Below are 23,511 nucleotides of genomic sequence, written 5' to 3' on the forward strand. Positions count from 1 at the left end.
TTGGGCGCCGTAAAACCCTATGTTTTCAGATCAAGAATATTACTACGCGTGGATCTACTATCTTCTAGGTGCTGCTGTCTGCATAGCATGTTGGTGGTTGTTAACCGCTAAGCTCAAGCAGACTGAGGTGCGTAGCTTATTGCGAACGGTTGTGGTGGTTGTGTTACTTACGCCTTGGTACACCACCGGTACAAGCGGCTATCTATCTCCTGCAGTGGTTATCACCTTTATCGAAGGCTTGTTTGACGACAACCATACCTTTGCTCGCGCAGGCATCCCGCTTTTGGTGGCTGTAACAGCTTCTGTAGTGCTTTCGCTTGGCTATCATTGCGTGCGCTGGTTTATGCGACGTAATGCGAGCGAACAACCAGCGGATGCCTCTTAGTTTACTTTTTATCGCTAATTACTAAACCGCTCATTAAGCCCTAAGCTTTGTCGCGAGGGGCCAAAATTTGGCATTAATGTGCTTGCAAGCTGCTCCTACTGCCTCCTGTCGCTTAACATTAAAAAGCTACTCTCCTGCCAATACTCGGCAACTTCCCACAATTGCTGCTATAACTGATTAGTATAAAAACGTTTTTTGGGGCGTCTTTGGACGCTTTATGGTTGTATCGCCAGCGTGTCTTTCAAGTGACTGGGGCTGGTGACCAAGTGGGAATTTTGTATGCTCAAATGCTGGCAGGCTTTTATTGGCTTGGTGTTGATGCTGGGGTTAGCCGCAAGTGCAGGAGCCCAACCTGAACTTAATCTTGCTCAAGCGTCACAAGAGATAGAAAGCAAACTTGCTGATCGCAGCGGAAAACCTGCTGATGTGCGCTTGGTTATCGATGTTTCTGGCAGTATGAAACGCAATGATCCCGCTAATTTACGTCAGCCAGCGGTGGACCTTCTTATGCAACTGTTGCCAGAAGGCAGCAAAGCAGGTGTGTGGACCTTCGGCAAGTGGGTAAACATGCTAGTACCTCATCAGGTTGTGGATGAGCAATGGCGAAGCTTAGGTCGAGCAAAGGCATCGGAAATTAATTCAGTAGGGCTATACACCAATATAGGTGAGGCTCTTGAAAAAGCAGCGTACGACCTAGATGCTGCCAGTGACGAGTATGCAAAGCACATTATTTTACTTACCGACGGCATGGTGGATATTGATAAGCAGCCCGATAAAAACACACAAGAATGGCGCCGCATAGTCGATGAGGTTTTACCAAAACTAAAAGCTGCGGGATATACCATTCACACGGTTGCGCTATCCGACAATGCAGATAACAACCTGCTAAAAAAATTGTCCTTACAAACCGATGGTATTGCCAGTGTGGCGCACACTGCAGACGACCTAATGAAAATATTCTTAGGCACATTCGACGCTGCTGCACCCGCCGAACAAGTGCCCCTTGCAGGGAACCAATTTGTTATCGATTCCAGTGTGGAAGAGTTTACCGCGTTAATTTTTAGAAAAAATCCTGCCGATTTAACCGAGCTTATTGGGCCAGATCAAACGGTATACAGCGCAGCGTCACAGGCTGCGGATGCGAGCTGGCACCGCGCAGATAATTACGACCTCATTACTATCAAGCAACCCCTCGAAGGTGAGTGGGGGTTAAGTGTTGATATGGATGATGACAGCAGGGTTACGGTTGTAAGTAACTTAAATTTACGTGTTAAGGCTATGGCCAACAACGTATATATAGGTCACGATCAATTGCTTTCGCTAGTGCTACAGGAGGATGGTAAAACCATCACTCGTCCAGAATTCTTAGAGTTAATGACCATCACGGCCAAAATTATGGCCGGCAACAATGAAGAGGTGTTAGCTGAGTTCTGGCAAAATGAACTAACGGATGGTGAACCGCCGCTCGATGGGCGCTATTTAGAAGATTTACCCACATTCGAAAAAGAAGGCGTGTACGAGCTAACCGTGGTTGTGGACGGTAAAAGCTTTGTACGTGAATTCAAGCATAGTTTTAGTGTGCGTCAGCCCTTTAATGCCGAAGTAGAAAAACAGTTTAGTGATGGTGAACTTAATTTTATATTAAAAGTTGAATCACTTAGCTCGGATGTACGTGTTGATAAAACACAAATTGTTGCGTCAATTACATCGCCGTCAAAACGAAAAATGGTTAAGCCCTTAGATTTAACCAAAATGGATACATGGCAAACGGAATTAATGCCAGATGATGAAGGTATGTATTTTATTGATATTCGTATTAAAGGCAGCACGCTCGATGGCTCACCTTTTGAATCGTATATTACCGATGTTAAATTTAAGTTTTCGCATGAGGGGGGCTTTAGCGAAGAGCAGGAGCCTATTGTAGACCCAGCTAAAAAAGAAGAAAAAGAGACTAAAAAAGCCGAGCCAGAAGAACCAGCTAAACCTACAGATGAAGAAGGTGAGGCAGAAGCACAAGAAGCCGAAAGTGAGCCGCAGCAGCCGGTACCTGCATGGTTATTATATAGCGCTATAGGTATTGGTAATTTGCTTCTATTTGTTGGCGGGTATTTTATAGTGCGAAAATTACTTGGCAGCGGTAGTTCTGATGAAGATCTATTAGAGCAATTTTCTGAAGAAAGTGTTGAAGAGGCAACATCGCCAAAAGAAGAACCGAAACCTGTTGATGATGAAGAAGAGCCGCCCATGGAGGATTTGGACCCCGCAACAGCAGACGATGTTGTTGAGGAGCCAGAGCCTGCTAAAGAGCAAGAAAAAGTTCAGGAGCCGGAGCCTGTTGAAGAGCCGCAGGAGGAGCAATTAGAGGAGCCAGCGATGGATATGCTGGGTGAGCCTGATGACGCTGAAGATATTGCTGAACCGGAAGGTTACGACGCTGTGGATGACGGCATAGACGATTTAGATGAAATGGCATTAGATGAGCCAGAGCCGGATGCTGAAGAGCCAGAGCCTCAAGATGAGGATGATGATATGGTGGCCGCGATGTTAAAGGCTCAAGGATTGGATTTAGCTGATGACGAATTAGATGACGCTATTTCGAATTTGATCGATGACCTAGACGACGATGAAGAAGAGAATAAATAAGGTTTAATTTTTATGCGTGCTCACTGACACCTAACATTTAATATTATTTATGGCTTTAGGTTTAGGTGAGCTGCGCCAAATAATCGGCAAGCATTTGTTTGCCGCTCTCCGGAAACCAAGGGCCCCAGTCACCTCTACGCCACAAAATATCCTCTGCTGTAATTGCCCATTCGTAACGAATTAAGTAGTCCACCTCACATTGATATAAATCTTCGCCAAAGTGAACGCCAAAATCTTCAACAGTGCTGTTACACGTTAAATTAGCATCTTTTAATAAACGATTTACACCCTGTGCATAGGTTGTTTGCCAGCGACTTATTATGGGGTTATTAAAAGCAGTGGGAGGCGTAGTGTTTTTATGGGGTAAAGGCACAACGTGGGATGAGCACTCCCTACTAAACGGAGCGAGAATATTAAACCCTTGCCGAGCTAAATTAGCGTGTTTTGCTATGTCTATGCCAAATACGTTAAGCAGTGGTGCCCCACCTCTCGGGTTATTTAAATCGAGAATACTGTCTTGTAGAAAATCCCCTCGGTGCGCGCCACCGCTGGGGTCGGAAACTTGCGCATAGTTAATCCATTTTATTTCGTCTATATGTAAGGTTTTAACCCATTGGGAAAACTGCTCACCAAGTTGATCTGAGAGTAATGTTTGCAAAGCTGCTAGAGCATTTTGTTTGCTGTCTCCCAGTTCTTCATCGGAGAAGGGGCCAATCACATAATGCTGAGGTGTTACGGCCAGCATGCTAATAAACTGTTTATTATTGGCTTGTAGGGTAAGGGGTAAAGCAGGGGCATCAAGTGGGCCGCTTACATAAATTAAACCTGCTTTACGCGCATGTGCTTTTGCGCGAGACACAACACCTAGCACATCGGTTAAAAACGTGTTGGCAAGCCAGCCACAGCAATTAATTAACATCTTTGCGTTTACATTTACGCTATTCGTATTGCTACCAAGCGAGGAGTTAACCGTTAACTGCCAGCAATTTTTTTGCCGAATTGCTGTATTCACTCTCGTATAGGGGAATATGTCTGCGCCCAATGCTCGAGCTTCTGTGGCAATATCTAAAATGCGTCTAGCGGGGCGAAGCGTGTAGGCCAAATAGGGTGTAGAGAAAGCTTCGCGAGAATGGTTGCGACATAAATCTGCACTGCCGCCTGCTAACCGATGGTATATGGCCAAACCTGTTTTTACTAATTTAGCGGAGCGTAAAGAGTGGTTCGCAATTAAATTAGCGCACACAGGGGCTGCGCTATTAGCATGATTTTCGTGCCATTTTTTGAGTGCTGAGAAGTTAGCTTTAACTGCGGTTAAATTGAGCTGTGACAAGGATTGAAAGCCCCCGCCAAAAAGCCCGCGTTGAATGCCTGAGGCCCCAGATGCAAGGTCATTGCCTTGAATAAGAATGACGGACAACCCCCGTTTACACGCCTCAAGTGCCATGCTTAAACCATGAATACCGCCACCCACTACGGCAACATCGTAGCTATTGTTGGGGGTAAAACGTCCTTTGTGTAGTGCAGGCATAGCAGCAACTCTATTGGGGTTTTATAACTTAATCATAGCTCGGTATAGCTAAAAGCACTATAGGCCCCTATGACTTAGTTCTATGCCTGTTTGACTAAAGGTTCTGGTTTAAAGTTGATCGTTCGATCTATGTATGTGTTTACGCAAACGCCTTAAAAAAATGCCCTTAACTTGCGCTTTGGTATAGCCATCTAAACACCGAAACTCTTCAATATCTAATTGCTTTGTGTCGAGTAACCTCGCTAGGGCATCGGGGGATAAGGCAAGAAATACTAGATTAGGTTGGCGCATATATGGGCTCTCCTATTGTTTGGGCTTGCGAAACGAGTAAGGTTAAATTATTATAAATGATAATCATTATCAACAACTTGTTTTAATTAATTACTCGTTCCAGCCGAGGAGGGAAAATGAGACAGAAGCATTGGGGGGGCAGTTCAAACCTATGCGAACACCATGTGGAGCTAGTGAAAGCCGAGCCGCAAAAAGCATATTCGATGTGGCAAGGTGCCAGAGCCAAGGGTGTGGCGGCACTGAACAATGGCGATTTAAATACCGCTCGGCAGTTACTGGCTGTGGTGTTTGATATTGCTAAATTACAATTCGCGAGCGATATAACGCAAGGTAGTGTGCAAATAAGCAGTGAGCGTTTTGCTGAAAGCGCTCGTTATTATTTGTGGGTACTTGGGCGAGTTGGAGATCACAAAGAAGCCGCTGCTTGCCTCCAGGGTGCCCACGACGGTTTGCTACACAGGGCTGCAGACCAAAATGTTTGTTACCTAGAGCGTATAAATGCGTTTGAGATGCTGCGAGAATTTAGAATTAAACGAGTTTCATTGCTTAACGTGTTGGGCGAAGGTGGTGCCGATTGCGCTTGGGCGCGCGCCGCAGAAGCACTAGCTAACAAAACTAAGAATACCTTACTGCATTAAATACAAGTTATTACAGCCGCTAAAAGCGGCTAGGCGAAATTACAAAAAATAGACATAGCAAATAAAGGTAATAAGCACACTTCCGAATATATTTAGTGCAAACCCTGTTCGCATCATAGTTTGAATGGGGACACGCCCCGTAGAGAAAATAACGGCATTAGGCGCGGTGGCAACGGGTAGCATAAACGCGCAGCTAGCACTCATTGCGGCTGGCACCATCAGCACCAGCGGGTCTATACCGGTACTTGCGCTTGCCACGGCCAGTATGGGCATCAACAAACTGGTGGTAGCGGTATTGCTGGTAACTTCAGTTAAGAACGTAACGCCTAAGCAGATAAGTAAGAGCATAATTAAGGGCGCCAATACGCTTAGCCCGCCAAGTCCTTCTGCAATGATATCCGCCAAGCCCGATGCGTTAAATGCGCGAGCGATGCAAATGCCCCCAGAAAAAAGCAACAATATTCCCCAAGGTATTTTGTTTGCGCTCTCCCATGTGAGCAGCGCACTTCTTTTGGAGCCAGACTCGCCATTAGGAATAATAAACAGCGTAACGACAGCAAGCAACGCAACAGCCGCATCGTTTGCATATTGCAGATCAAATAACTCTGACCAGCCACCATAGGGGGCTTTGCGCGTTACCCATAATAGCGCTGTACAAGCAAAAACTATTAATACACGCTTTTGTGCTGTGCTCCATGTGTTTGGCTCTGGCAAGCTAATAGCCGTTGTGGCTTTTATATTGCGCGTAAGCCACAAAGCAATAATGGGCACAAAAAGTACCACAAGCGGTACGCCCCATTTCATCCAGGTAACAAAGGTAATTTCCGTACCTGTAGTGTCGTTAAAAACTTTCATCATTATTAGGTTTGGTGGCGTACCTATTGGTGTGCCTATTCCCCCTACGCTAGCTGCGTAGCAAATACCTAATAGCAAAGGAATACACAGGGTTCTACTGCGGCTAGAGTCGATAAGCGCGACAGCAATAGGTAATAACATTAACGTGGTGGCAGTGTTCGATATCCACATACTTAACACTGCTGCAGCGGCCATAAAGCCGAATACAACATGTTTCTCGCTGCTGCCTCCAAATGCATTTACCATGGTTAACGCAATATTTTTATGGGCGTTGGAATGCTCCATGGCGGTAGATAATAAAAAACCACCCAAAAGTAATAAAATAAGTGGGCTGCCGTAGGCGCTGGCCACCTCGTTTGGGCTGAGCACATCCAGCATGGGAAAAAGCGCAAGCGGTAGCAAAGATGTAACGGGTATGGGGATAGCCTCTGTCGTCCACCAAATGGCACACAACAGGGTAATGCTTGCGGTAATAGCTGCAGCAGGTGCAACGCCTCCACTGGCAAGCAGTAGCCCTAGCATCAGGCTTAGTAGCGGGGCAGTGAGAATAATTGCCGTTTTAAACGTGTTTTCCTGTGTAACAGGCATATCGCTAAATCTTTATTTTTATTGGGCGCGCAAATTTAGCAGTTTAGGGCGGGGATGAAAAGCCAAAGCGAATTGGCGCAATGCATGCGTTAGTGGTGGTTAGGTAAGTGTTTTAAAGACGGGCTTTTCGAAAGTAATGAGTTGTTGGAAAAGTGAAGGCGAGTTCGCTGTTGCACCTTTTTCACCTTCTTTAGTCACATAAGTGCTTAGTTGAATGTTTAATCGGTCTATTTGATAAATAACCTCGCGCATCATCATTAAAGAATCTTCAACTTCGCGGTAAGCGCTTTTAATTTTCTCTTCTCGCACCTGCTCTACCCAGCGAATGTACGCAAGATTAATCAACCCAGATTGAGTGACAGATTGATGGATATGTAAATAGCCTTTTTGCATAGCGACCAAGCGCGGGCCTTTGGATGATTTAGCAAATTCACTAATCAATTTGAATGCGCATGCTAGATAATCGGAAATATATTTGTGGCATGCAATTACCTCGGCCACAGCATCTGCAATATTGTTTTCGTTAATTACGGTGTGGTCTGTGCGCGAGCAGCAGCGAATGCTGGCAACAAAAATATCAGAAAAATTGCCAAAGTGGGCGCGGCTGTTCATTTGTATTATAGGTACAACATCCGCCAGAGTGCGGCCCAAGGGTTTAAAAAACTTGGCATAGTTTGCGTAGGTGCCATCGAGAAGCGCAAGGATTTGCCCCAAAGGGGCTAACTGGGCGGCTAGTTTTGAACTAGGAAACCCTGTGCCATCTAGGTTTTCGTGGTGTTCTAATACACCGCGGGCGCAATCGGCGCTGAGACCTTCGAGGGCCTCCACAATCTTTTGGCTAATAATGGGGTGGGATTGCAGTTGCCGCCATTGCTCGGGCGTGAGTTTTTCGTTACTAGTAAGAATTTTGGGGTCGATATGTAGCAACCCTAAATCGCGACATACTGCAGCGGTAAAGCTTTGATAAATATCTGGGTCCTGTTTACCTGACTTCTTTTCTATTAACGCCGTAAACCAACTCACAAATAGCGTTTGATCGAATTGGTTGGGGTATTGGTAGCGCAATACTGTAAGTTTCTGGCGAATGATGTCATAGCTAAATGCAAACTCGCAGCAGTCTCGCAGCAACGTACCCAAGTTGGACTCTAAATACACCTCGAACAACGAGTTGTCATCGCACATATAATCTGTGATGTGCTGATAAAGATCATCGACGCTAAGCTCAGACTCGATGGCAATAGAGGATTCAATAGGCTTTAGCAGTTTGAACTTTAATATTCTTTCAGATGACGTTGAGTCTATTTGTGCGCCACTCGCCACAATCGTTTGGCCATGCTGGTTGCAAATATTCTCTGTCGCTACAACACCGTGGTCTTCGCTAACGCTGGCGATGTGTTCTTTGTAGAAATCCATAGACGAAAGAAAGTTCTTAGTTGTGGCTATTGTTTTACACGGCGTGCATGTGTAATCGTAATAACTTGATATAAATAAACTAAGTTATTCATATAACAATATAGTCCTTATTTCGTAATTGGCGATTTTATGACGCGCAATTTGTCCAAAAATTGATAAAGACCAACAGCTTATTCTCATTTGTTGTGGTTGGTTTGATTTGTTTGCTCTAAAAGTTATATGCTGGCAATAATATTAAACTAATCTCGCATTGAGCCTTCGGTTTTAAGGGCATTCCTTGTGGCTTGATCTATAGTTAATAATGCACGGGTGAATGGGCTGAGTTGTGCGTTATGCACCAAAAAACGCCAAAGCAAGGAGCAGAGTTGTGCACTTAAATTGATAAAGTTTGGGTAACGGTTGGTCCCACGCCGAGGATACAGGAGCAACACATTGTCAGCATTACTTGGGGTAACCCCAGAGCTTAAAGAAAGAATAAGAGGGCATTCTACTCTCCGGCGATTTTTGGTCATTGTGGTTACATTGTCTATCGCTTTTCCCGCGGTAATGTCGGGCGCGTTTCTAATCTATCAAAATTACCAGCGAACCCTAGAACTAGACAGTAAAGAAGCGGCGATGAATTACGCTGATTTGCTGCAAGCGGGTATGACTATGCCGCTGTGGGAAGTTGCGCCTTCTTTAGGGCAGCCCGTAATAGATTCACTGCGTTTAGACCCATCCATCGTTGCAATTGATGTAGTTGATCAGCAAGGCAACACCTTTCTTTCGTATCACAACCCTAAAATAGATGAAGGTTTTGGGGTAATTCAATTTCAGCGGGCTATTGAATATCAAAACAGTATTATCGGTGAGTTAAATTTCACTTATAGCTTGGCGGATGCGCAGCGGCAGGCAACAAAAGACTCTGAGCTACTGCTAATCGTTATCGCAATTCAGTTACTCTTCTCGCTAGCTTGTTTAAGTTATTTTCTAAACCAGCGTGTTATTTCCCCCCTCAATAAGTTGGAAAAAGCAGCGGCAGGTATTGCGGGCGGTGATTTACGTACTTCTGTGCCGCAATTGTCGGGTGATGAGTTTGGTTCTTTATCGCGCCAATTAGAAACTATGCGCTGGTCGTTAGAGCGGTCATTTACCCATATGGAAGACCGAGTGGCAGAGCGAACTGCCGAGTTGGTAGAGCTAAACAAAGAGCTTAACTCAACCGTAGAACAATTAAATGCCACACAGGGCAACCTAGTTCAATCCGAAAAGCTTGCTGCTCTTGGCTCGTTGGTTGCCGGGGTGGCGCATGAGCTAAACACTCCTATTGGCAACGGTTTGACAGTAGCCTCTACGCTAAATGACAGCACTAAACGCGTTAAAAAAATGATGGAAGAAGGTATAACTAAAAATGCCCTACAAGACTTTCTTGAAGAAGCCGAGGAAGGGTCTGGTTTAGTGTGTAAAAGCCTTGAGCGCGCATCGGAGTTGGTGAATAGTTTTAAACAGGTTGCTGTAGATCGAACAAGTGCCCAGCGCCGCTGTTTTGATATGCTGGAAATGCTTAACGAAACACGTATGACTCTTTCGCCAACACTCAAAAAGACGCCATACCAAGTCGAAGTAGATTGCCCCAGAGATATCATGTTAGATAGCTACCCAGGCCCTTTAGGTCAGGTGATAACCAATCTTATTAACAACTCTATTGTGCATGGCTTTGATGGACGAGAATTTGGTTGTATTCGTATAGTATGCAGAAAAGACGAAAACGATATGCTGCGTTTAATTGTGGAAGATGATGGTAAGGGGATTGCCGAAGAGCACATTAATAGAATTTTCGACCCGTTTTTTACCACCAAGCTGGGCGAGGGGGGTAACGGGCTAGGGATGCATATTTTACATAATATAGTAACGGGTATGATGGGCGGCCAAGTCGTTGTAGAATCAAAAGTAAACGTAGGCACCAAATTTACAATAACAATGCCTGCAGTCTCTCCAAATTACGATCACGCTAACGACGGCACTGGCGGAGGATTTAAAGTTAATGTCCGATAAAAATGGGAACGAATTGTTTTCTTTTGCCGAGGAGCCGGTAGAAGAAAAGAAACAGCGGGAAGATTATTGTTGGTGGGTGCTAATCATTGATGATGAAAAGGGCGTTCACTCTGCCACAGAGTTTGCCCTAAAAAATACCCAAATAATGGATAGACCACTCAAGTTTTTACATGCTATGAGTGCTGCAGAAGGCATAAAAATACTTGAAGAAAATAAAAATATTGCCGTAATAATGCTAGATGTGGTTATGGAAACCCCAAATGCTGGATTGGATATGGTTGCGATTATTCGCGACAAAATGGATATTCGCGACACCCGTATTATTCTGCGCACTGGGCAGCCAAACCAAGCCCCAGAAATAGAAGTTATTCGCGATTACGACATTAATGACTACAAATTAAAATCTGAACTCACCCAGTCAAAATTATTCGCGGCGCTAACTACCGCGATTCGCTCGTACAAACAAATTCGCATGATAGAAGCCGGCCGCAAGGGCTTGGATATGATTGTGCGGTCCAGCTCTGAACTGCTCACTAAAAATGGTATTCACGCCTTTGCTCAAGGGGTTATTGTGCACTTGGCTGGCCTGTTAGATATTCCCGCCGAAGGCTTAATTTGCGTGCGGCGTCAGCAAAGTGACACAGGCTCCGAATCTAAAATTATAGCTGCAGCAGGGCACTATTGTCTGTTAGTTGATCACCCTCTTGAAGATCTTTCAGAAAGTGGGGCAAGAACATTACTGGATACATGTTTAGATAAGAAAAGTAATCAGTTTGGCGTGGACGGGGTAGCGCTATATATCGGCAGTGATACCCGCGGCGATATGAGCGCGTTTATATCCAGCGATGTAGACATCGATTCAGTTGATCAAAGTTTATTAGAAATATTCTGTAATAATATTGCCGCGTGCGCAGATAACTTAATGCTATTGGAACGGCTAAGTAGTCATGCTTATTTTGACATTTTGGTTGGCCTGCCTAATAGAACCGCGCTTATTCAAAAAATAGATGAGCTTGTTGAAGACGATAGCTTACCAGAGCTTTATTTGGCGCTTGTAGATATTGATAACTTTGCTGAGCTCAATGCTGCCCTCGGCAAAGATTATTGCGACGAGCTATTGCGAGAAATTGGTTTGCGCTTGCTAAACAATTTCCCTGTTACCTGCACTGTGGCGCGAATAGCGGCAGATGTTTTTGCTGTGCTAGGCCCTAAAGACCATGTAAAGCCTATGGCAATAAGTGAGGTGTTTAACAAGCCATTTAAAGTGCGAGATAACGATCAGGTGTTGTCTGTCACTTCTGGAATAGTCCCGTTAACAGAAATGTCTGAGGGCGGTGGGCAAGCTATTAAAGAAGGTAGTATTGTACTTAAGTCTGCCAAAGCTATTCGCCGCGGCGAAGTGGTTATGTTTAACCGAAAAATGGTTGAAAAGGCTACTCAACATGTGGAAATGTTGCGGGAACTGCGCGAAGCGTTCGATAGCGGCAAACTGTATCTCGCTTATCAACCTAAATTTGATATTAAAACATTGGATGTTGTGGGATTGGAAGCGCTGCTGCGCTGGGAGAACAAACATGGTGTGATGGTGCCGCCCCAGCGTTTTATCCCGCTTGCCGAGAAATCCGGTCTGATTGTAAGAATGGGGGAGTGGGTTATGGAAAATGCAATTGCAGAATTACATAAAGTACGCTCTTCCGGCTGGAATGATCTGAAAATGGGGGTAAATTTTTCCGTAGCGCAGTTACGCCACCCAGAAATACTTGACGCTCTACGCGAATTGATAGACAGGGTACAAGTTGACCCAAATTTGGTTGACTTAGAAATTACCGAAACCATTGCCATGGATGATGTGAAAGGCAATATGGAAGTGTTGACCCGTATTAAAGATATTGGCTTTGAGTTATCTGTTGATGATTTCGGTACCGGTTTTTCTTCGTTAAGCTATTTGCAAAAAATGCCATTTGATAACTTAAAAGTAGATCAATCGTTTGTTCAGACTTCCGACACGCCAAGTGGACGAAAAATTGTAGAAATGATTGTAAACCTAGGGCAAACACTTGGTATGAATGTCATTGCAGAGGGTGTTGAAACACGTGAACAGCTGGACTTACTTCGCGAGCTAGGTTGTCAGCAGGTGCAAGGTTATTTGTTGGCTAAACCCATGTCGTGTGACGAACTTACAACTTGGCTGGCTAGTTTTAAAACGCAGGGTATTACATTAGACGGTTAGTCTTGGCGTGTGTGGTGCCATCCCAAACCAATTAGAATTTTAATTGGTTTGGGTCGTCTTCTTCAGGCTCTTCTATTTCCTCTAAACTTAGTTCGCCAAAACTTGTTGGCGCAGCTTTTTCTACCACTTCTTTTACTTCCTTCTCTGTTGGCGCAGCGTCGCCTTGTGAGAGTTTTATTCTTAAGCGTAAATTGTTGGGCGAATCTGCATTGCTCATGGCTTCTTCATGCGTAATTTTGCCCGCTGCGTGCAGTTTAAATAACGCCGCATCAAAGGTTTGCATGCCAAGGTTTTCAGATTTCTCCATTATCTCTTTAATTTCTTCAAACCTATTTTTTAGTATTAATTCTTGAATTGTTTTTGTTCCCAACAAAACCTCAATTGCTGCACAGCGCTTGCCATCAACCGTAGGGATTAGCCGTTGCGAGACAATGGCGCGAATGTTTTGCGAAAGCCCCAAAATAAGCTGTGGCCTACGCTCCTCTGGGAACAGGTTGATAATACGCTCTAGCGCTTGGTTGGCGTTATTTGCGTGTAAAGTGGATATGGCCAAGTGGCCGGTTTCGGCAAACTCCAGTGCGTGCTCCATAGTTTCGCGGTCGCGAATTTCGCCAATTAGGATAACGTCGGGTGCTTGCCTAAGCGTATTTTTTAAAGCGTTGCGAAAGCTGCGCGTATCAACACCCACCTCGCGCTGGTTAATCACACTTTTTTTGTGTTTATGTACATACTCTACTGGGTCTTCAATTGTAATAATATGGCCGCCGTGGTTGGCATTGCGGTGGTCGATAAGCGCCGCGAGTGAAGTCGATTTACCCGAACCTGTGCCACCCACAAACAGCACTAGCCCGCGCTTATTCATAATGACGTCTTTTAATATTTCTGGCAGCCCAAGGTTGTCGAATTGGGGAATGTCGGTATTAATATTGCGCGCAACAATTGACACTTCATTGCGCTGTTTAAAAATATTAATACGAAAGCGCCCAACGCCAGGTATTGATACCGCAAGGTTCATTTCAAGCTCATGGCTAAACTGCTCGCGTTGTTCGGCATCCATAATTGCATTGGCTATGGCTTCGATTTCGCCGCCTTTAAACGGTTGTTGGGTTAGCGGCTTAAGCGTGCCTTGAAACTTGGCGCAGGGCGGGGCGCCGGTACTTAAGTAAAGGTCCGATCCGTCTTTTTGAGCCAGTATTTTTAAGTAGCTGTCTATTGGTGTGCCCATTGTGCCCTCGAATGCATGTCTATTTGGCCTAATAACGTTAGGCATGTAACAAACAGTATAGATGGGCAAATTGGGCTGGGGGTAAATTAAGGATAACTGCGTCACAGAGTGACAAGAGTTGATTTAGGCCAAAACAGCCGTGTTTTAGTAAAGCGTGTGCTTGTATTTAGCCGTGTGCAAAGTACAATGCGCGGCTCACTATTTGTACAGAATTCAGTCACTTATTAAACCAGAAGAAACCCTATGGCTACAGAGTTGTTATCCCCCGCAGGAACCCTTAAAAGCATGCGCTACGCCTTCGCCTATGGTGCAGATGCCGTGTATGCCGGCCAACCGCGCTACAGCCTGCGTGTGCGCAATAACGAGTTTAATAAGATAGAAAACCTTGCCTTGGCGGTAGATGAGGCGCATCAGCAGGGCAAGAAGTTTTACCTAGCCAGTAACCTTTCGCCCCACAACGATAAAGTGCGTACCTATATACGCGATTTAGAGCCTGTTATCGCCATGAAGCCAGATGCGCTAATCATGGCAGACCCAGGCCTGATTATGCTGGTGCGTGAGCAGTGGCCAGATCAGCCTATCCACCTAAGTGTGCAAGCGAATGCGGTTAACTACGCCACGGTTAAGTTTTGGGCTAAGCAAGGCATAGAGCGGGTAATTTTATCTCGCGAGCTGTCTATCGACGAAATAATCGATATTAGCCAAGAATGCCCAGATACCGAAATTGAAGTATTTGTGCACGGCGCGCTGTGTATTGCTTATTCTGGCCGTTGTTTGCTTTCTGGCTACATGACCCATCGCGACTCCAACCAAGGTGCTTGCACTAACTCCTGTCGCTGGGAATATAACTCCCACGAAGCTAAAGAGAACGAGCTAGGTGATTTGATTGCCGTGGACACCAGCTCACAGCCACAGGCGTGGACGCCCGATGAAGTGCAACCGGTGCTGCTACAGGAAAAAAGTCGCCCCGGTGAATATATGCCTGCCTATGAAGATGAGCATGGCACTTACATTATGAACTCCAAAGATTTACGCGCAGTGCAACACGTAGAGCGTTTAGTGAAAATGGGCGTTCACTCATTAAAAATTGAAGGTCGTACTAAATCTCACTACTACGTTGCGCGCACCGCACAGGTGTATCGCAAAGCAATCGATGCCGCCGAAGCCGGTATTCCATTTGATATGAACCTTATGCGCGAGCTAGAGCATTTGGCAAACCGAGGCTACACCGAAGGCTTTTACCGCCGCCACGCGCCCAGCGAATATCAAAACTACGAAAAAGGCGTTTCGAATAACCCAGCGCAGCAATTCGTGGGCGAAGCCACGGGCTACGATAAAACCAACGGCTGGCTAACCATAGAAGCGAAAAACAAATTCTCGCAAGGTGACCAAGTTGAGCTGATCACACCTAAGGGTAATATCCCGTTTGTAGTGGGCGACATAGCGAACAAAAAAGGCCAAAGTGTTGATTCTGCGCCTGGCTCTGGTCACATTGTGCGCTTGCCGCTAGAAGGCTTAGATTTAGGCGAAGATGGCGGCTACGCTATGTTAATGCGCCACTTATAAGGTTTATATTTTCAATGATTACACAGCCTTGCGAGTGCAAGGCTGGCTCAATATGCTCCACTTTTTACAAGTGCCAAATGAGCAGTAAGTGCACCACTAATGTGTATATACTACTGCTCTGCTTCTCGTCGTTTTTCCTGCCTGTGTAATACAAACCCCGATACACAAACTGCAACACTTACAAACACGACTATTAACGTGGCAAGTGCGTTAATTTCGGGGCTAACGCCAAGACGCACGCTGGAATACACCACCATAGGTAGCGTGGTGGCACCCGGGCCTGAAACAAAATTTGCCACTACCAAATCGTCGAGCGAGAGCGTAAAAGCTAATAGCCAACCGGCCAATAGTGCCGGTGCAATAAGTGGCAGCGTAATGGCGAAAAACACGGTTGCTGGTCGTGCGCCTAAATCCTCTGCTACTTCTTCTAGCGATGGGTCCATATGGGCCAAGCGACTTTGTACAATTAACGTAACGTAAGCCATGGCAAATGTGGTGTGCGCCAAAATAATCGTGAGCTGGCCGCGTCCTTTAGGCCAGCCTATTAAATCTTCCATAGCGATAAATAGTAGCAGCAGCGACAACCCAATAATCACTTCGGGCATAACCATTGGCGCGGTTACAAGCATGGCTAAGTTGCGGGTGCCGCGCGATTTTTTGTAGCGCACTAATACAATAGCGGCAAGGGTACCTAGCAACACCGATAAGCTTGCTACCACTGCTGCAATTTTTACGCTTAGACCTGCAGCTTCCAACAACGCATCATTTTGCAAAAGCGCTGCATACCATTTAGTGCTAAAGCCACTCCACACGGTAACTAGTTTACTGGCGTTAAACGAGTACACAATTAAGCTTAAAATTGGACCGTACAAAAAAACGTAGCCCAAAATTAAAATAATAAGTAAGACGGGCATGCGACGCATTATGCTAGCTCCTCTGCCGCTTTGGCTTCGAAGTGACGCATCAGCATAAACGGCACCACTAATACAATAAGTAATATCACCGCCAGTGCGGAGGCCAGCGGCCAATCTTTATTGTTAAAAAACTCCATCCACATAAGCTTGCCCAGCATGAGTGTATCTGGCCCACCGAGCAAATCAGGAATGACAAATTCGCCCATCACCGGAATAAACACCAGCATGCAGCCCGCCAGTACCCCAGGCATAGATTGCGGTAATGTGATGCTGGTAAATTGTCGCCAAGGTCTACAGCCCAAGTCTGCTGCAGCCTCTAGCAGTGTACGATCTAACCGCACTAGGGTGGCGTACAGGGGCAGAATTAAAAATGGTAAGTAGTTGTAAACAATCCCAATGTAAACCGCGGTGTTGGTATATAAAATAGTTAAGGGTTGGTCGATTATTCCAATTTTAAGCAGTAGCGTATTAATTAAACCATTTGCCTTTAGTAGGCCTATCCATGCGTAGATTCGAATTAAAAACGATGTCCAAAACGGTAAAATAATCAGCATCAATAACGGTAAGCGCCAAGCTTTGGGTGCGCTAGCAATACCGTACGCCATGGGGTAACCGATCAATAAACACAGCAATGTAGAAATGGTTGCTACTTTAAGCGAACCCAGTAGTGCTTCTAAGTAGAGACTGTCTTCAAATAATAATAGGTAAGTGCCTAAATTAATTTTTAAAGTTATTAGGCCTTCGTCTATATCGCGAATAATTGTGTCGTAGGGGGGCTGCGCAAGTAGGGCCTCAGAAAAACTTATTTTTAATACAAAAACAAAAGGCAAAACAAAAAACACAGAAAGCCAGAGCCAAGGCGCTGCGATAATGGCGTGTTTAGGTTTAACCCATTTAGATGTAAAAGCGTGTATCACTGGGTGAGTACTCCGCAGCTGTGGTTGTGCCAGCCCAAACTTACCGTTTGCCCCCATGTTAACGGTTGCTCGGCTAGTGCTAAAATATTCGATTGGGTAAAACGCGCGATATACCCAGAGGCAAGCTCTACATGGTAAATAGATACATCGCCTAGGTATGCAATTTCGCGAATAACACCTTCAATGCGGTTGGGAATATTTTCGTGTTGCGCGTGCAGTACCAGTTTTTCTGGGCGCAAAGCAATGCACACATCCATGCCCGGTAGTAGTGGTTGGCTATGGTGCACCACTATATCGCCGCCGGTGGTTTCTGAGCTAATAGTTACTTCGTCGCCTGTTTGGGTAACGACCTTGCCCTCAAATAAATTAATTAGCCCAATAAAGTCAGCTGCATAACGCGTAGTGGGGAACTCGTACATGCGGCGGGGGGCGTCAACTTGTTCAATGCGACCTTCGCGCATAAGCGCTATACGCGAAGACATAGTCATCGCTTCTTCTTGATCGTGGGTTACCACGATAAATGTTGTGCCCAACCGGTTTTGAATGTTCATTAATTCAAATTGCGTTTTTTCGCGCAATTTTTTGTCTAGTGCGCCCAATGGTTCATCTAACAATAAAATTTTAGGGTGTTTTGCCAGTGCGCGCGCAAGTGCAACCCGCTGGCGTTGCCCGCCACTAAGTTGGTGTGGTTTACGCTTTGCAAATTTTTCTATTTGCACAAGGCTCATCATTTCGGCGATGCGTTCATTGCGCAAATTTTGCGGCATGCCTTCTTGCTTTAGCCCAAAGCCAATGTTGTCCGCTACGTTCATATGTGGAAACAGTGCGTAGTTTTGAAACATCATATTAATAGGGCGTTTATAAGCCGGAACTTTAGATATTTCTTGGCCGTCGATAAAAATTTGTCCACTTGTGGGTTGTTCAAAACCCGCGAGCATGCGCAGTAGGGTCGATTTACCGCAACCGGATGCGCCAAGCAACGAGAAAAATTCGCCCTTGTAAATGGTGAGGCTAATATCATCTACTGCGTAATTAGCGCCAAATGTTTTGGTGAGGTTTTGTAGCTGTACGATAGGCTCATCGCCAGCGTCTTCTATTGCTGTCGGGTTCTTAGTCATCTCTTCCACGTAAAAGTTGCCAGCCTCACAGGGAGGCCTGGCAAGGAGTGTTAGCTGTTGCCGGTTATATTTTTACTTACCGGTTTTTATGCGGGTCCACAAGCGTGTAATTGCTCGGGTTTCGTTGTTGCTAGGAGCAATTAACACCACTAAGCGTTGGCGCGTAGCTTCTGCTGGGTATACGCCAGGGTCGTTGCGTATGGCTTCGTCCACAAATGGTGTGGCTTTAGCGTTCGCGTTTGCATATGCCACTGCGTTAGAAGCCGAGGCAATCACTTCTGGCTGCATTAAATAGTTAATAAATGCGTGAGCGGCTTTAGGGTTGGGCGCATCTTTAGGTATAACCATTACATCCGACCAAACAACAGCACCTTCTTGAGGTACGGTATAGGCAACGTTAACGCCTTTCTCTGCTTCTTCCGCGCGGGCGCGTGCTTGCAGTACGTCACCAGAGTAACCGTGGGCTACACAAAGATCGCCATTGGCTAAGTCGTTAATGTATTGCGAGCTGTGGAAGTAGCGTATATTTTTGCGCGTTTTGGCAACTAGCGCGGCAACGGCTTCTTGTGTGGCTTTGCTGAAGTCGCTCGCATCTATGCCTAGGTAAATTTTGGCTGCTGCGAACACTTCGGTTGCGTCATCCATAAGCGAAATACCGCACGACGCCAACTTGCCAGCTATTTCTGGGTTGAAGATTAGTGCCCAAGTATTTACTGGTACGTCTTTACCTAATAGGCTTTTAATCTTATCTACGTTGTAGCCAATGCCTGTAGTGCCCCACATGTAAGGCACCATGTGGTTGTTTTGTGGGTCTAAATCGGCAAGGGATGCCAAAATAACGGGGTCGATATTGCCGTAGTTAGATAGTAAATCTTTTTGCAATGGCTGCAATATCCCCGCCTTTAATTGACGATCGGCAAACGGGCGTGCAGTTGGGAAAACCACATCGTAGCCACTGCGGCCGGCAAGTAGCTTGGCTTCCAAAATTTCATTGCTGTCGTACACGTCGTAAACCACTTTTATGCCGGTTTCTTTTTCGAAATCGGCAACAGTGGCTTCGCCTATATAGTCGGACCAGTTGTACACATGTAATTCTGAATCAGCCGTGGCAATGCTGCCATAGCTTAAGGCTCCCAACAGTACTGCAAACGAATATAAACGCTTAACCATAAATAACTCCAATGAGTAAAGTAATACAGCCACCGCTCATTGCGCAGTGGGTCTACCTTCTTGCTGTATATACGTTGGAAGGCGCGTAAATATGACGTAAAAAATAAAAAAATAACAGAACAACGTGAAAAAATATTCTTTATTTTCTAGGCGATTTTTATCTGTTGTATGCGTGCCTTAATATTGCTTTGAACTTGAGGAAAACATGATTAGATGTGTATGTTTTTTGGGGAGGGTGGTTGGAAACGAGTCTTGCTCTAATTACTTGTTGGCGAACGCTTTCTCAATGGGGAGTGCGTAGATTTCTGCCAAAAATATGTATAGTACGATGCGTTAATGGTTCAGGCGATGTTGCAAAGCGGAATGAGTTAAAGGCAAATTTGTTATGCGGGAGCGACAGTTTGGTGAAATGCTTACCCTTTTAATGGTGAGGCGGGGTTGGTACCTCCACAGGTGAATCATGAAGGTACCGATGTTTCGTGGTTAGTGTAAGCTTACTAATACAGCTAAAACCTACATGCCTGGGCTACCACCAGGAGCTGCGCGAGAATCTGTCACATCCCCGCCGTGCCTTGTGAGGCGCTCTAGCTGTTTTCGTTCTCGTTCTTCAGAATGTTTTTTCAAAGCTTTGACGTAGGCGTGGTAATACTCACTGTCTTGCGCGCAGCTTAAGTGGTATTTACCTCCTTTAATACCTCGATCGTATCCGTTACTTTCTGTACAGTACTCGGTTGTTGCTCGCTTGTAGCCTGTTACATATTCGGCTGCATTCGGCGGGTTTGCGCTGCAGATATTTTTATACTCTTCAAAAGTCTCGTTGGTTTTACCTTGCATTGCGTCCTCGTAGCCTTTCTGGTTCCAATCTGTTGTGGCACAGTCTTTGGCTTGCATAGAGGCTCCGCATCCAGTTGTAATTAACACGAAACTTATTAAAAGTGGCTTCTTAATCATCTTACATGCTCCTTCATGTCCTGTTTGGGAGGTTGGTATTATTTTTACAGTGATTAAAGCCTAGTATCATCGCTAATGGGACGTTAAGGTAGGGTGAAAACACTAGTTTATTATTGCTGGGTATGCGGTGCAGGTAAAGAAGGGCGCGTCAGTGGCGCGGGTGTAAGCCCGCACCACCAGTGTCTTTAAAACGAAGCGATCTTTTGCTTTTGCTCTTCGAGCTTGGCAATAGAGGTTTTGGCTGCTTCTAGACGATCTTTTTCTTTGGCAACAACGTCTGCTGGTGCTTTATCTACAAACTTGGGGTTGCTGAGCTTGCCGTTTAGCAGAGTAATGTCTTTTTCAATTTTTTGAATTTCTTTATCCAAGCGTGCTAGCTCTGCATCTTTATCGATATTGCCTGCCATGGGTACGTGCACCTCTAGGCTGCCAACCAACGAGGTGGCTGTTGGCGGTAGGGTGCTTGCGTCTGCCACGTACACGGCGGATTCGAGTGACGCGAGCTTGGTTAAGAACTGGTTGTTTTCGGTTAAGCATCGCTGATCGTTTGCATCCGCGTTGGTAATAAATACTTCCAGCTGTTTGGCTGGGGAGATATTCATTTCGCCGCGAATAGTTCGCACGCCTAAAATCACGCCTTTTAGCCACTCAATATCGGCTACGGCTTGATTATCAATTTTGGCATCATCTGGGGTTGGGTACTGCGCCAGCATAATTGTTTCGCCTTCCACACCCGCAAGCGGTTTAACGCGCTGCCAAATTTCTTCGGTAATAAATGGCATGAGTGGGTGCGCTAGGCGCAGAGTGGTTTCCAGTACGCGAATAAGTGTGCGGCGTGTGCCTTTTTTAAGTTGGGTGCTGGCATTGTCATCCCATAATACAGGCTTGGTAAGCTCTAAGTACCAGTCGCAGTAATCTTTCCAAATAAAATCGTATAGGGCTTGGCTGGCCAAGTCTAAACGGTAGGTTTCCATGCCTTCGCGCACAGCCTTTTCGGCTTCTTGTAAGCGCGATACAATCCAGCGGTCTGCTAGTGAAAGGGTGTAATCGTCGCTGCCATCTTGGCCGCAATCTTGCCCTTCGGTATTCATTAGTACGTAGTTGCTGGCATTCCACAGTTTGTTGCAGAAGTTGCGGAAGCCTTCAATACGGCCCACGTCAAAATTAATATCGCGCCCAGTGGATGCAAGCGAGTAGTAGGTGTAACGCAATGCGTCGGTACCGTAGCCTGCAATACCGTCAGGGAATTCTTTACGGGTTTGTTTTTCGATTTTTTCTCGGAGCTTAGGCACCATCATGCCAGCGGTGCGCTTGGCCACTAATGTTTCTAGCTCAATGCCGTCGATAAGGTCGATGGGGTCGAGTACGTTACCTTTAGATTTACTCATCTTTTGCCCTTGGCTATCGCGCACTAGCCCGTGCACGTACACCGTTTTAAAGGGCACTTCTTTTTTGAAGTAAAGGGTGAGCATAATCATGCGGGCAACCCAGAAGAAGATAATATCGAAACCTGTAACCAACACAGAGGATGGGTGGAAGGTTTTGAGAAAATCGGTGTCTTCTGGCCAGCCTAAGGTGCCGAATGTCCACAGGCCTGATGAGAACCATGTATCGAGCACGTCTTCATCTTGTTTTAATTCTACGTCGGCTGCGATGTTGTGTTTTTTACGTACGTCATCTTCACTGCGGCCCACATACACTTTGCCATCGGCGTCGTACCAAGCTGGTATGCGGTGGCCCCACCAAAGTTGGCGTGAAATGCACCAGTCCTGAATGTCGCGCATCCAAGAGAAGTACATGTTCTCGTATTGTTTAGGTACAAAGTTGATATCGCCTTCTTCAACGGCCTTAATGGCTTCGTCTGCTAAAGGCTGGGTTTTTACGTACCACTGGTTAGTCAAGTAGGGCTCGATTACTACGCCGCTGCGGTCTCCACGAGGTACTTTTAGGGTGTGATCTACAATTTTTTCTAGCAAGCCCAACGCATCTAGGTCGGCGACGATTTGTTTGCGTGCGTCGAAGCGATCCATGCCGCGATATTTTTCCGGGGCATTGTTGTTTAGTTGCGCGTCGTCATCAAACAAGTTGATCATGGGTAGGTTGTGGCGCAGGCCCATTTCGTAATCGTTAAAGTCGTGAGCTGGAGTGATTTTTACACAGCCGGTGCCAAATTCTTGGTCGACATAATCATCCGCAATAATAGGAATTTCGCGATCAGTAAGCGGCAGCTTAATGGTTTTGCCAATTAGGTGCTTGTAGCGCTCGTCTTCTGGGTTTACGGCAACTGCGGTATCGCCCAACATGGTTTCTGGGCGAGTGGTGGCCACAACTAACTCGCCTGAGCCATCGCTTAGCGGGTAGCGGAAGTGCCACATAAAGCCTTTTTCTTCTTCGCTAATCACTTCTAGGTCAGAAATAGCTGTGTGGAGTTTTGGGTCCCAGTTTACGAGGCGTTTACCGCGGTAGATTAGCTCGTCTTCATAGAGGCGAACAAAAACCTCTTGCACCGCGTTATAAAAGCCATCGTCCATAGTGAAGCGCTCGCGGCTCCAGTCTGGAGATGCACCTAGGCGACGTAGTTGGCGTGTAATATTGCCGCCGCTTTCTTCCTTCCACTCCCATACTTTCTCGATGAATTTTTCTCGGCCTAAATCGTGGCGAGATTTACCTTCTGCATCGAGTAGACGCTCAACAACCATTTGGGTGGCGATACCTGCGTGGTCGGTACCAACCTGCCAAAGGGTGTTGTTGCCCTTCATGCGGTGGTAGCGAATTAGCGCATCCATAATGCTTTCTTGGAAGCCGTGGCCCATATGCAGGCTACCCGTCACATTGGGTGGCGGAATCATAATGCTGTATGGGTCACCTTTTCCGCTGGGGGCAAAGTAGCCTTTTTCTTCCCAGTTTTGGTAAAGGGCGGTTTCTATGGCAGAGGGTTGATAGGTTTTATCCATGGTTGCAGTTACGTCGCTTAGCAATAGGTTTTTAAAAAGAAAGTCGCCGATTATACCTTGCGCGCCACTCGATTGCAGCGCATGGGGACGG

Annotated in this window: 17 protein-coding genes; 6 read left to right on the forward strand and 11 right to left on the reverse strand. The window is 45.9% G+C overall.

Annotation, left to right across the window (positions count from 1 at the left end):
* Positions 1 to 19 precede the first annotated feature (19 nt).
* Both SDE_RS07095 and SDE_RS07100 read left to right on the forward strand, forming a co-directional pair.
* Entirely contained in the window at positions 20 to 385 is a 366-nt protein-coding gene (locus SDE_RS07095) for a hypothetical protein (protein WP_011467836.1), read from the forward strand.
* A gap of 279 nt (positions 386 to 664) precedes the next feature.
* Entirely contained in the window at positions 665 to 3,028 is a 2,364-nt protein-coding gene (locus tag SDE_RS07100; RefSeq protein WP_011467837.1) for a VWA domain-containing protein, read from the forward strand.
* Positions 3,029 to 3,089: 61 nt separating this feature from the next.
* On the opposite strand, the gene SDE_RS07105 is transcribed toward SDE_RS07100, so the two are convergent.
* Positions 3,090 to 4,556 (reverse strand): FAD-dependent oxidoreductase, encoded by a 1,467-nt coding sequence (locus tag SDE_RS07105; RefSeq protein ID WP_011467838.1) that lies wholly within the window; start codon positions 4,554 to 4,556, stop codon positions 3,090 to 3,092.
* Positions 4,557 to 4,664: 108 nt separating this feature from the next.
* Positions 4,665 to 4,847 (reverse strand): hypothetical protein, encoded by a 183-nt coding sequence (locus SDE_RS07110; protein WP_041324372.1) that lies wholly within the window; start codon positions 4,845 to 4,847, stop codon positions 4,665 to 4,667.
* Positions 4,848 to 4,963: 116 nt separating this feature from the next.
* On the opposite strand from SDE_RS07110, the gene SDE_RS07115 reads away from it, so the two are divergent.
* Positions 4,964 to 5,485 (forward strand): hypothetical protein, encoded by a 522-nt coding sequence (locus SDE_RS07115; protein WP_011467839.1) that lies wholly within the window; start codon positions 4,964 to 4,966, stop codon positions 5,483 to 5,485.
* 39 nt (positions 5,486 to 5,524) lie between these two features.
* Here the strand turns inward: SDE_RS07115 and SDE_RS07120 are convergent, their stop codons facing one another.
* The gene (locus SDE_RS07120) at positions 5,525 to 6,928 is read right to left on the reverse strand and encodes an SLC13 family permease (protein WP_011467840.1); all 1,404 of its coding nucleotides are present in this window, start codon (positions 6,926 to 6,928) and stop codon (positions 5,525 to 5,527) included.
* 99 nt (positions 6,929 to 7,027) lie between these two features.
* Positions 7,028 to 8,341 carry an HD-GYP domain-containing protein gene (locus SDE_RS07125; RefSeq protein ID WP_011467841.1) on the reverse strand — a complete coding sequence of 438 codons (1,314 nt, stop codon included), beginning with the start codon at positions 8,339 to 8,341 and terminating at the stop codon, positions 7,028 to 7,030.
* A gap of 432 nt (positions 8,342 to 8,773) precedes the next feature.
* Here SDE_RS07125 and SDE_RS07130 point away from each other — a divergent pair, with 432 nt between their 5' ends.
* Together SDE_RS07130 and SDE_RS07135 are read left to right on the forward strand one after the other, a co-directional pair.
* A complete protein-coding gene (locus tag SDE_RS07130; RefSeq protein WP_143710857.1) occupies positions 8,774 to 10,375 on the forward strand; it encodes a sensor histidine kinase in 1,602 nt (533 codons plus the stop codon).
* Positions 10,365 to 12,605, forward strand: coding sequence for a GGDEF/EAL domain-containing response regulator (locus tag SDE_RS07135; RefSeq protein WP_011467843.1), 2,241 nt, complete (start codon positions 10,365 to 10,367; stop codon positions 12,603 to 12,605). The genes SDE_RS07130 and SDE_RS07135 overlap by 11 nt, the downstream gene beginning before the upstream one ends.
* A gap of 31 nt (positions 12,606 to 12,636) precedes the next feature.
* Here SDE_RS07135 and SDE_RS07140 read toward each other — a convergent pair whose 3' ends face one another.
* The gene (locus SDE_RS07140; RefSeq protein WP_011467844.1) at positions 12,637 to 13,830 is read right to left on the reverse strand and encodes a PilT/PilU family type 4a pilus ATPase; all 1,194 of its coding nucleotides are present in this window, start codon (positions 13,828 to 13,830) and stop codon (positions 12,637 to 12,639) included.
* 243 nt (positions 13,831 to 14,073) lie between these two features.
* Between SDE_RS07140 and yegQ the strand changes: the two genes are divergently transcribed.
* Entirely contained in the window at positions 14,074 to 15,396 is a 1,323-nt protein-coding gene (yegQ, locus tag SDE_RS07145; RefSeq protein ID WP_011467845.1) for a tRNA 5-hydroxyuridine modification protein YegQ, read from the forward strand.
* A gap of 110 nt (positions 15,397 to 15,506) precedes the next feature.
* On the opposite strand, the gene SDE_RS07150 is transcribed toward yegQ, so the two are convergent.
* From SDE_RS07150 to SDE_RS07175, 6 genes are all read right to left on the reverse strand, one after another.
* The gene (locus tag SDE_RS07150) at positions 15,507 to 16,319 is read right to left on the reverse strand and encodes an ABC transporter permease subunit (protein ID WP_011467846.1); all 813 of its coding nucleotides are present in this window, start codon (positions 16,317 to 16,319) and stop codon (positions 15,507 to 15,509) included.
* The gene (locus SDE_RS07155) at positions 16,319 to 17,227 is read right to left on the reverse strand and encodes an ABC transporter permease subunit (RefSeq protein WP_011467847.1); all 909 of its coding nucleotides are present in this window, start codon (positions 17,225 to 17,227) and stop codon (positions 16,319 to 16,321) included. Before SDE_RS07155 ends, SDE_RS07150 begins: the two co-directional genes overlap by 1 nt.
* Positions 17,224 to 18,345, reverse strand: coding sequence for an ABC transporter ATP-binding protein (locus tag SDE_RS07160; protein WP_011467848.1), 1,122 nt, complete (start codon positions 18,343 to 18,345; stop codon positions 17,224 to 17,226). The genes SDE_RS07155 and SDE_RS07160 overlap by 4 nt, the downstream gene beginning before the upstream one ends.
* Before the next feature lie 72 nt (positions 18,346 to 18,417).
* Positions 18,418 to 19,515: a polyamine ABC transporter substrate-binding protein gene (locus SDE_RS07165; protein WP_011467849.1), complete on the reverse strand. Its 1,098-nt coding sequence runs from the start codon at positions 19,513 to 19,515 to the stop codon at positions 18,418 to 18,420.
* A gap of 513 nt (positions 19,516 to 20,028) precedes the next feature.
* The gene (locus SDE_RS07170; RefSeq protein ID WP_158303862.1) at positions 20,029 to 20,406 is read right to left on the reverse strand and encodes a DUF2799 domain-containing protein; all 378 of its coding nucleotides are present in this window, start codon (positions 20,404 to 20,406) and stop codon (positions 20,029 to 20,031) included.
* Between the two features lie 245 nt (positions 20,407 to 20,651).
* Complete coding sequence (locus tag SDE_RS07175; RefSeq protein WP_011467851.1) at positions 20,652 to 23,420, reverse strand: valine--tRNA ligase; 2,769 nt, start codon at positions 23,418 to 23,420, stop codon at positions 20,652 to 20,654.
* Positions 23,421 to 23,511: the final 91 nt, after the last annotated feature.

The sequence above is a fragment of the Saccharophagus degradans 2-40 genome, assembly GCF_000013665.1.
Classification (GTDB): Bacteria; Pseudomonadota; Gammaproteobacteria; order Pseudomonadales; family Cellvibrionaceae; genus Saccharophagus; species Saccharophagus degradans.

Coding starts and splice junctions, on each gene's coding strand:
- SDE_RS07095 (WP_011467836.1), top strand. CDS start 20: ATGTTTTCAGATCAAGAATATTACTACGCGTGGATCTACTATCTTCTA.
- SDE_RS07100 (WP_011467837.1), top strand. CDS start 665: ATGCTCAAATGCTGGCAGGCTTTTATTGGCTTGGTGTTGATGCTGGGG.
- SDE_RS07105 (WP_011467838.1), bottom strand. CDS start 4,556: ATGCCTGCACTACACAAAGGACGTTTTACCCCCAACAATAGCTACGAT.
- SDE_RS07110 (WP_041324372.1), bottom strand. CDS start 4,847: ATGCGCCAACCTAATCTAGTATTTCTTGCCTTATCCCCCGATGCCCTA.
- SDE_RS07115 (WP_011467839.1), top strand. CDS start 4,964: ATGAGACAGAAGCATTGGGGGGGCAGTTCAAACCTATGCGAACACCAT.
- SDE_RS07120 (WP_011467840.1), bottom strand. CDS start 6,928: ATGCCTGTTACACAGGAAAACACGTTTAAAACGGCAATTATTCTCACT.
- SDE_RS07125 (WP_011467841.1), bottom strand. CDS start 8,341: ATGGATTTCTACAAAGAACACATCGCCAGCGTTAGCGAAGACCACGGT.
- SDE_RS07135 (WP_011467843.1), top strand. CDS start 10,365: ATGTCCGATAAAAATGGGAACGAATTGTTTTCTTTTGCCGAGGAGCCG.
- SDE_RS07140 (WP_011467844.1), bottom strand. CDS start 13,830: ATGGGCACACCAATAGACAGCTACTTAAAAATACTGGCTCAAAAAGAC.
- yegQ (WP_011467845.1), top strand. CDS start 14,074: ATGGCTACAGAGTTGTTATCCCCCGCAGGAACCCTTAAAAGCATGCGC.
- SDE_RS07150 (WP_011467846.1), bottom strand. CDS start 16,319: ATGCGTCGCATGCCCGTCTTACTTATTATTTTAATTTTGGGCTACGTT.
- SDE_RS07160 (WP_011467848.1), bottom strand. CDS start 18,345: ATGACTAAGAACCCGACAGCAATAGAAGACGCTGGCGATGAGCCTATC.
- SDE_RS07165 (WP_011467849.1), bottom strand. CDS start 19,515: ATGGTTAAGCGTTTATATTCGTTTGCAGTACTGTTGGGAGCCTTAAGC.
- SDE_RS07170 (WP_158303862.1), bottom strand. CDS start 20,406: ATGCAAGCCAAAGACTGTGCCACAACAGATTGGAACCAGAAAGGCTAC.
- SDE_RS07175 (WP_011467851.1), bottom strand. CDS start 23,420: ATGGATAAAACCTATCAACCCTCTGCCATAGAAACCGCCCTTTACCAA.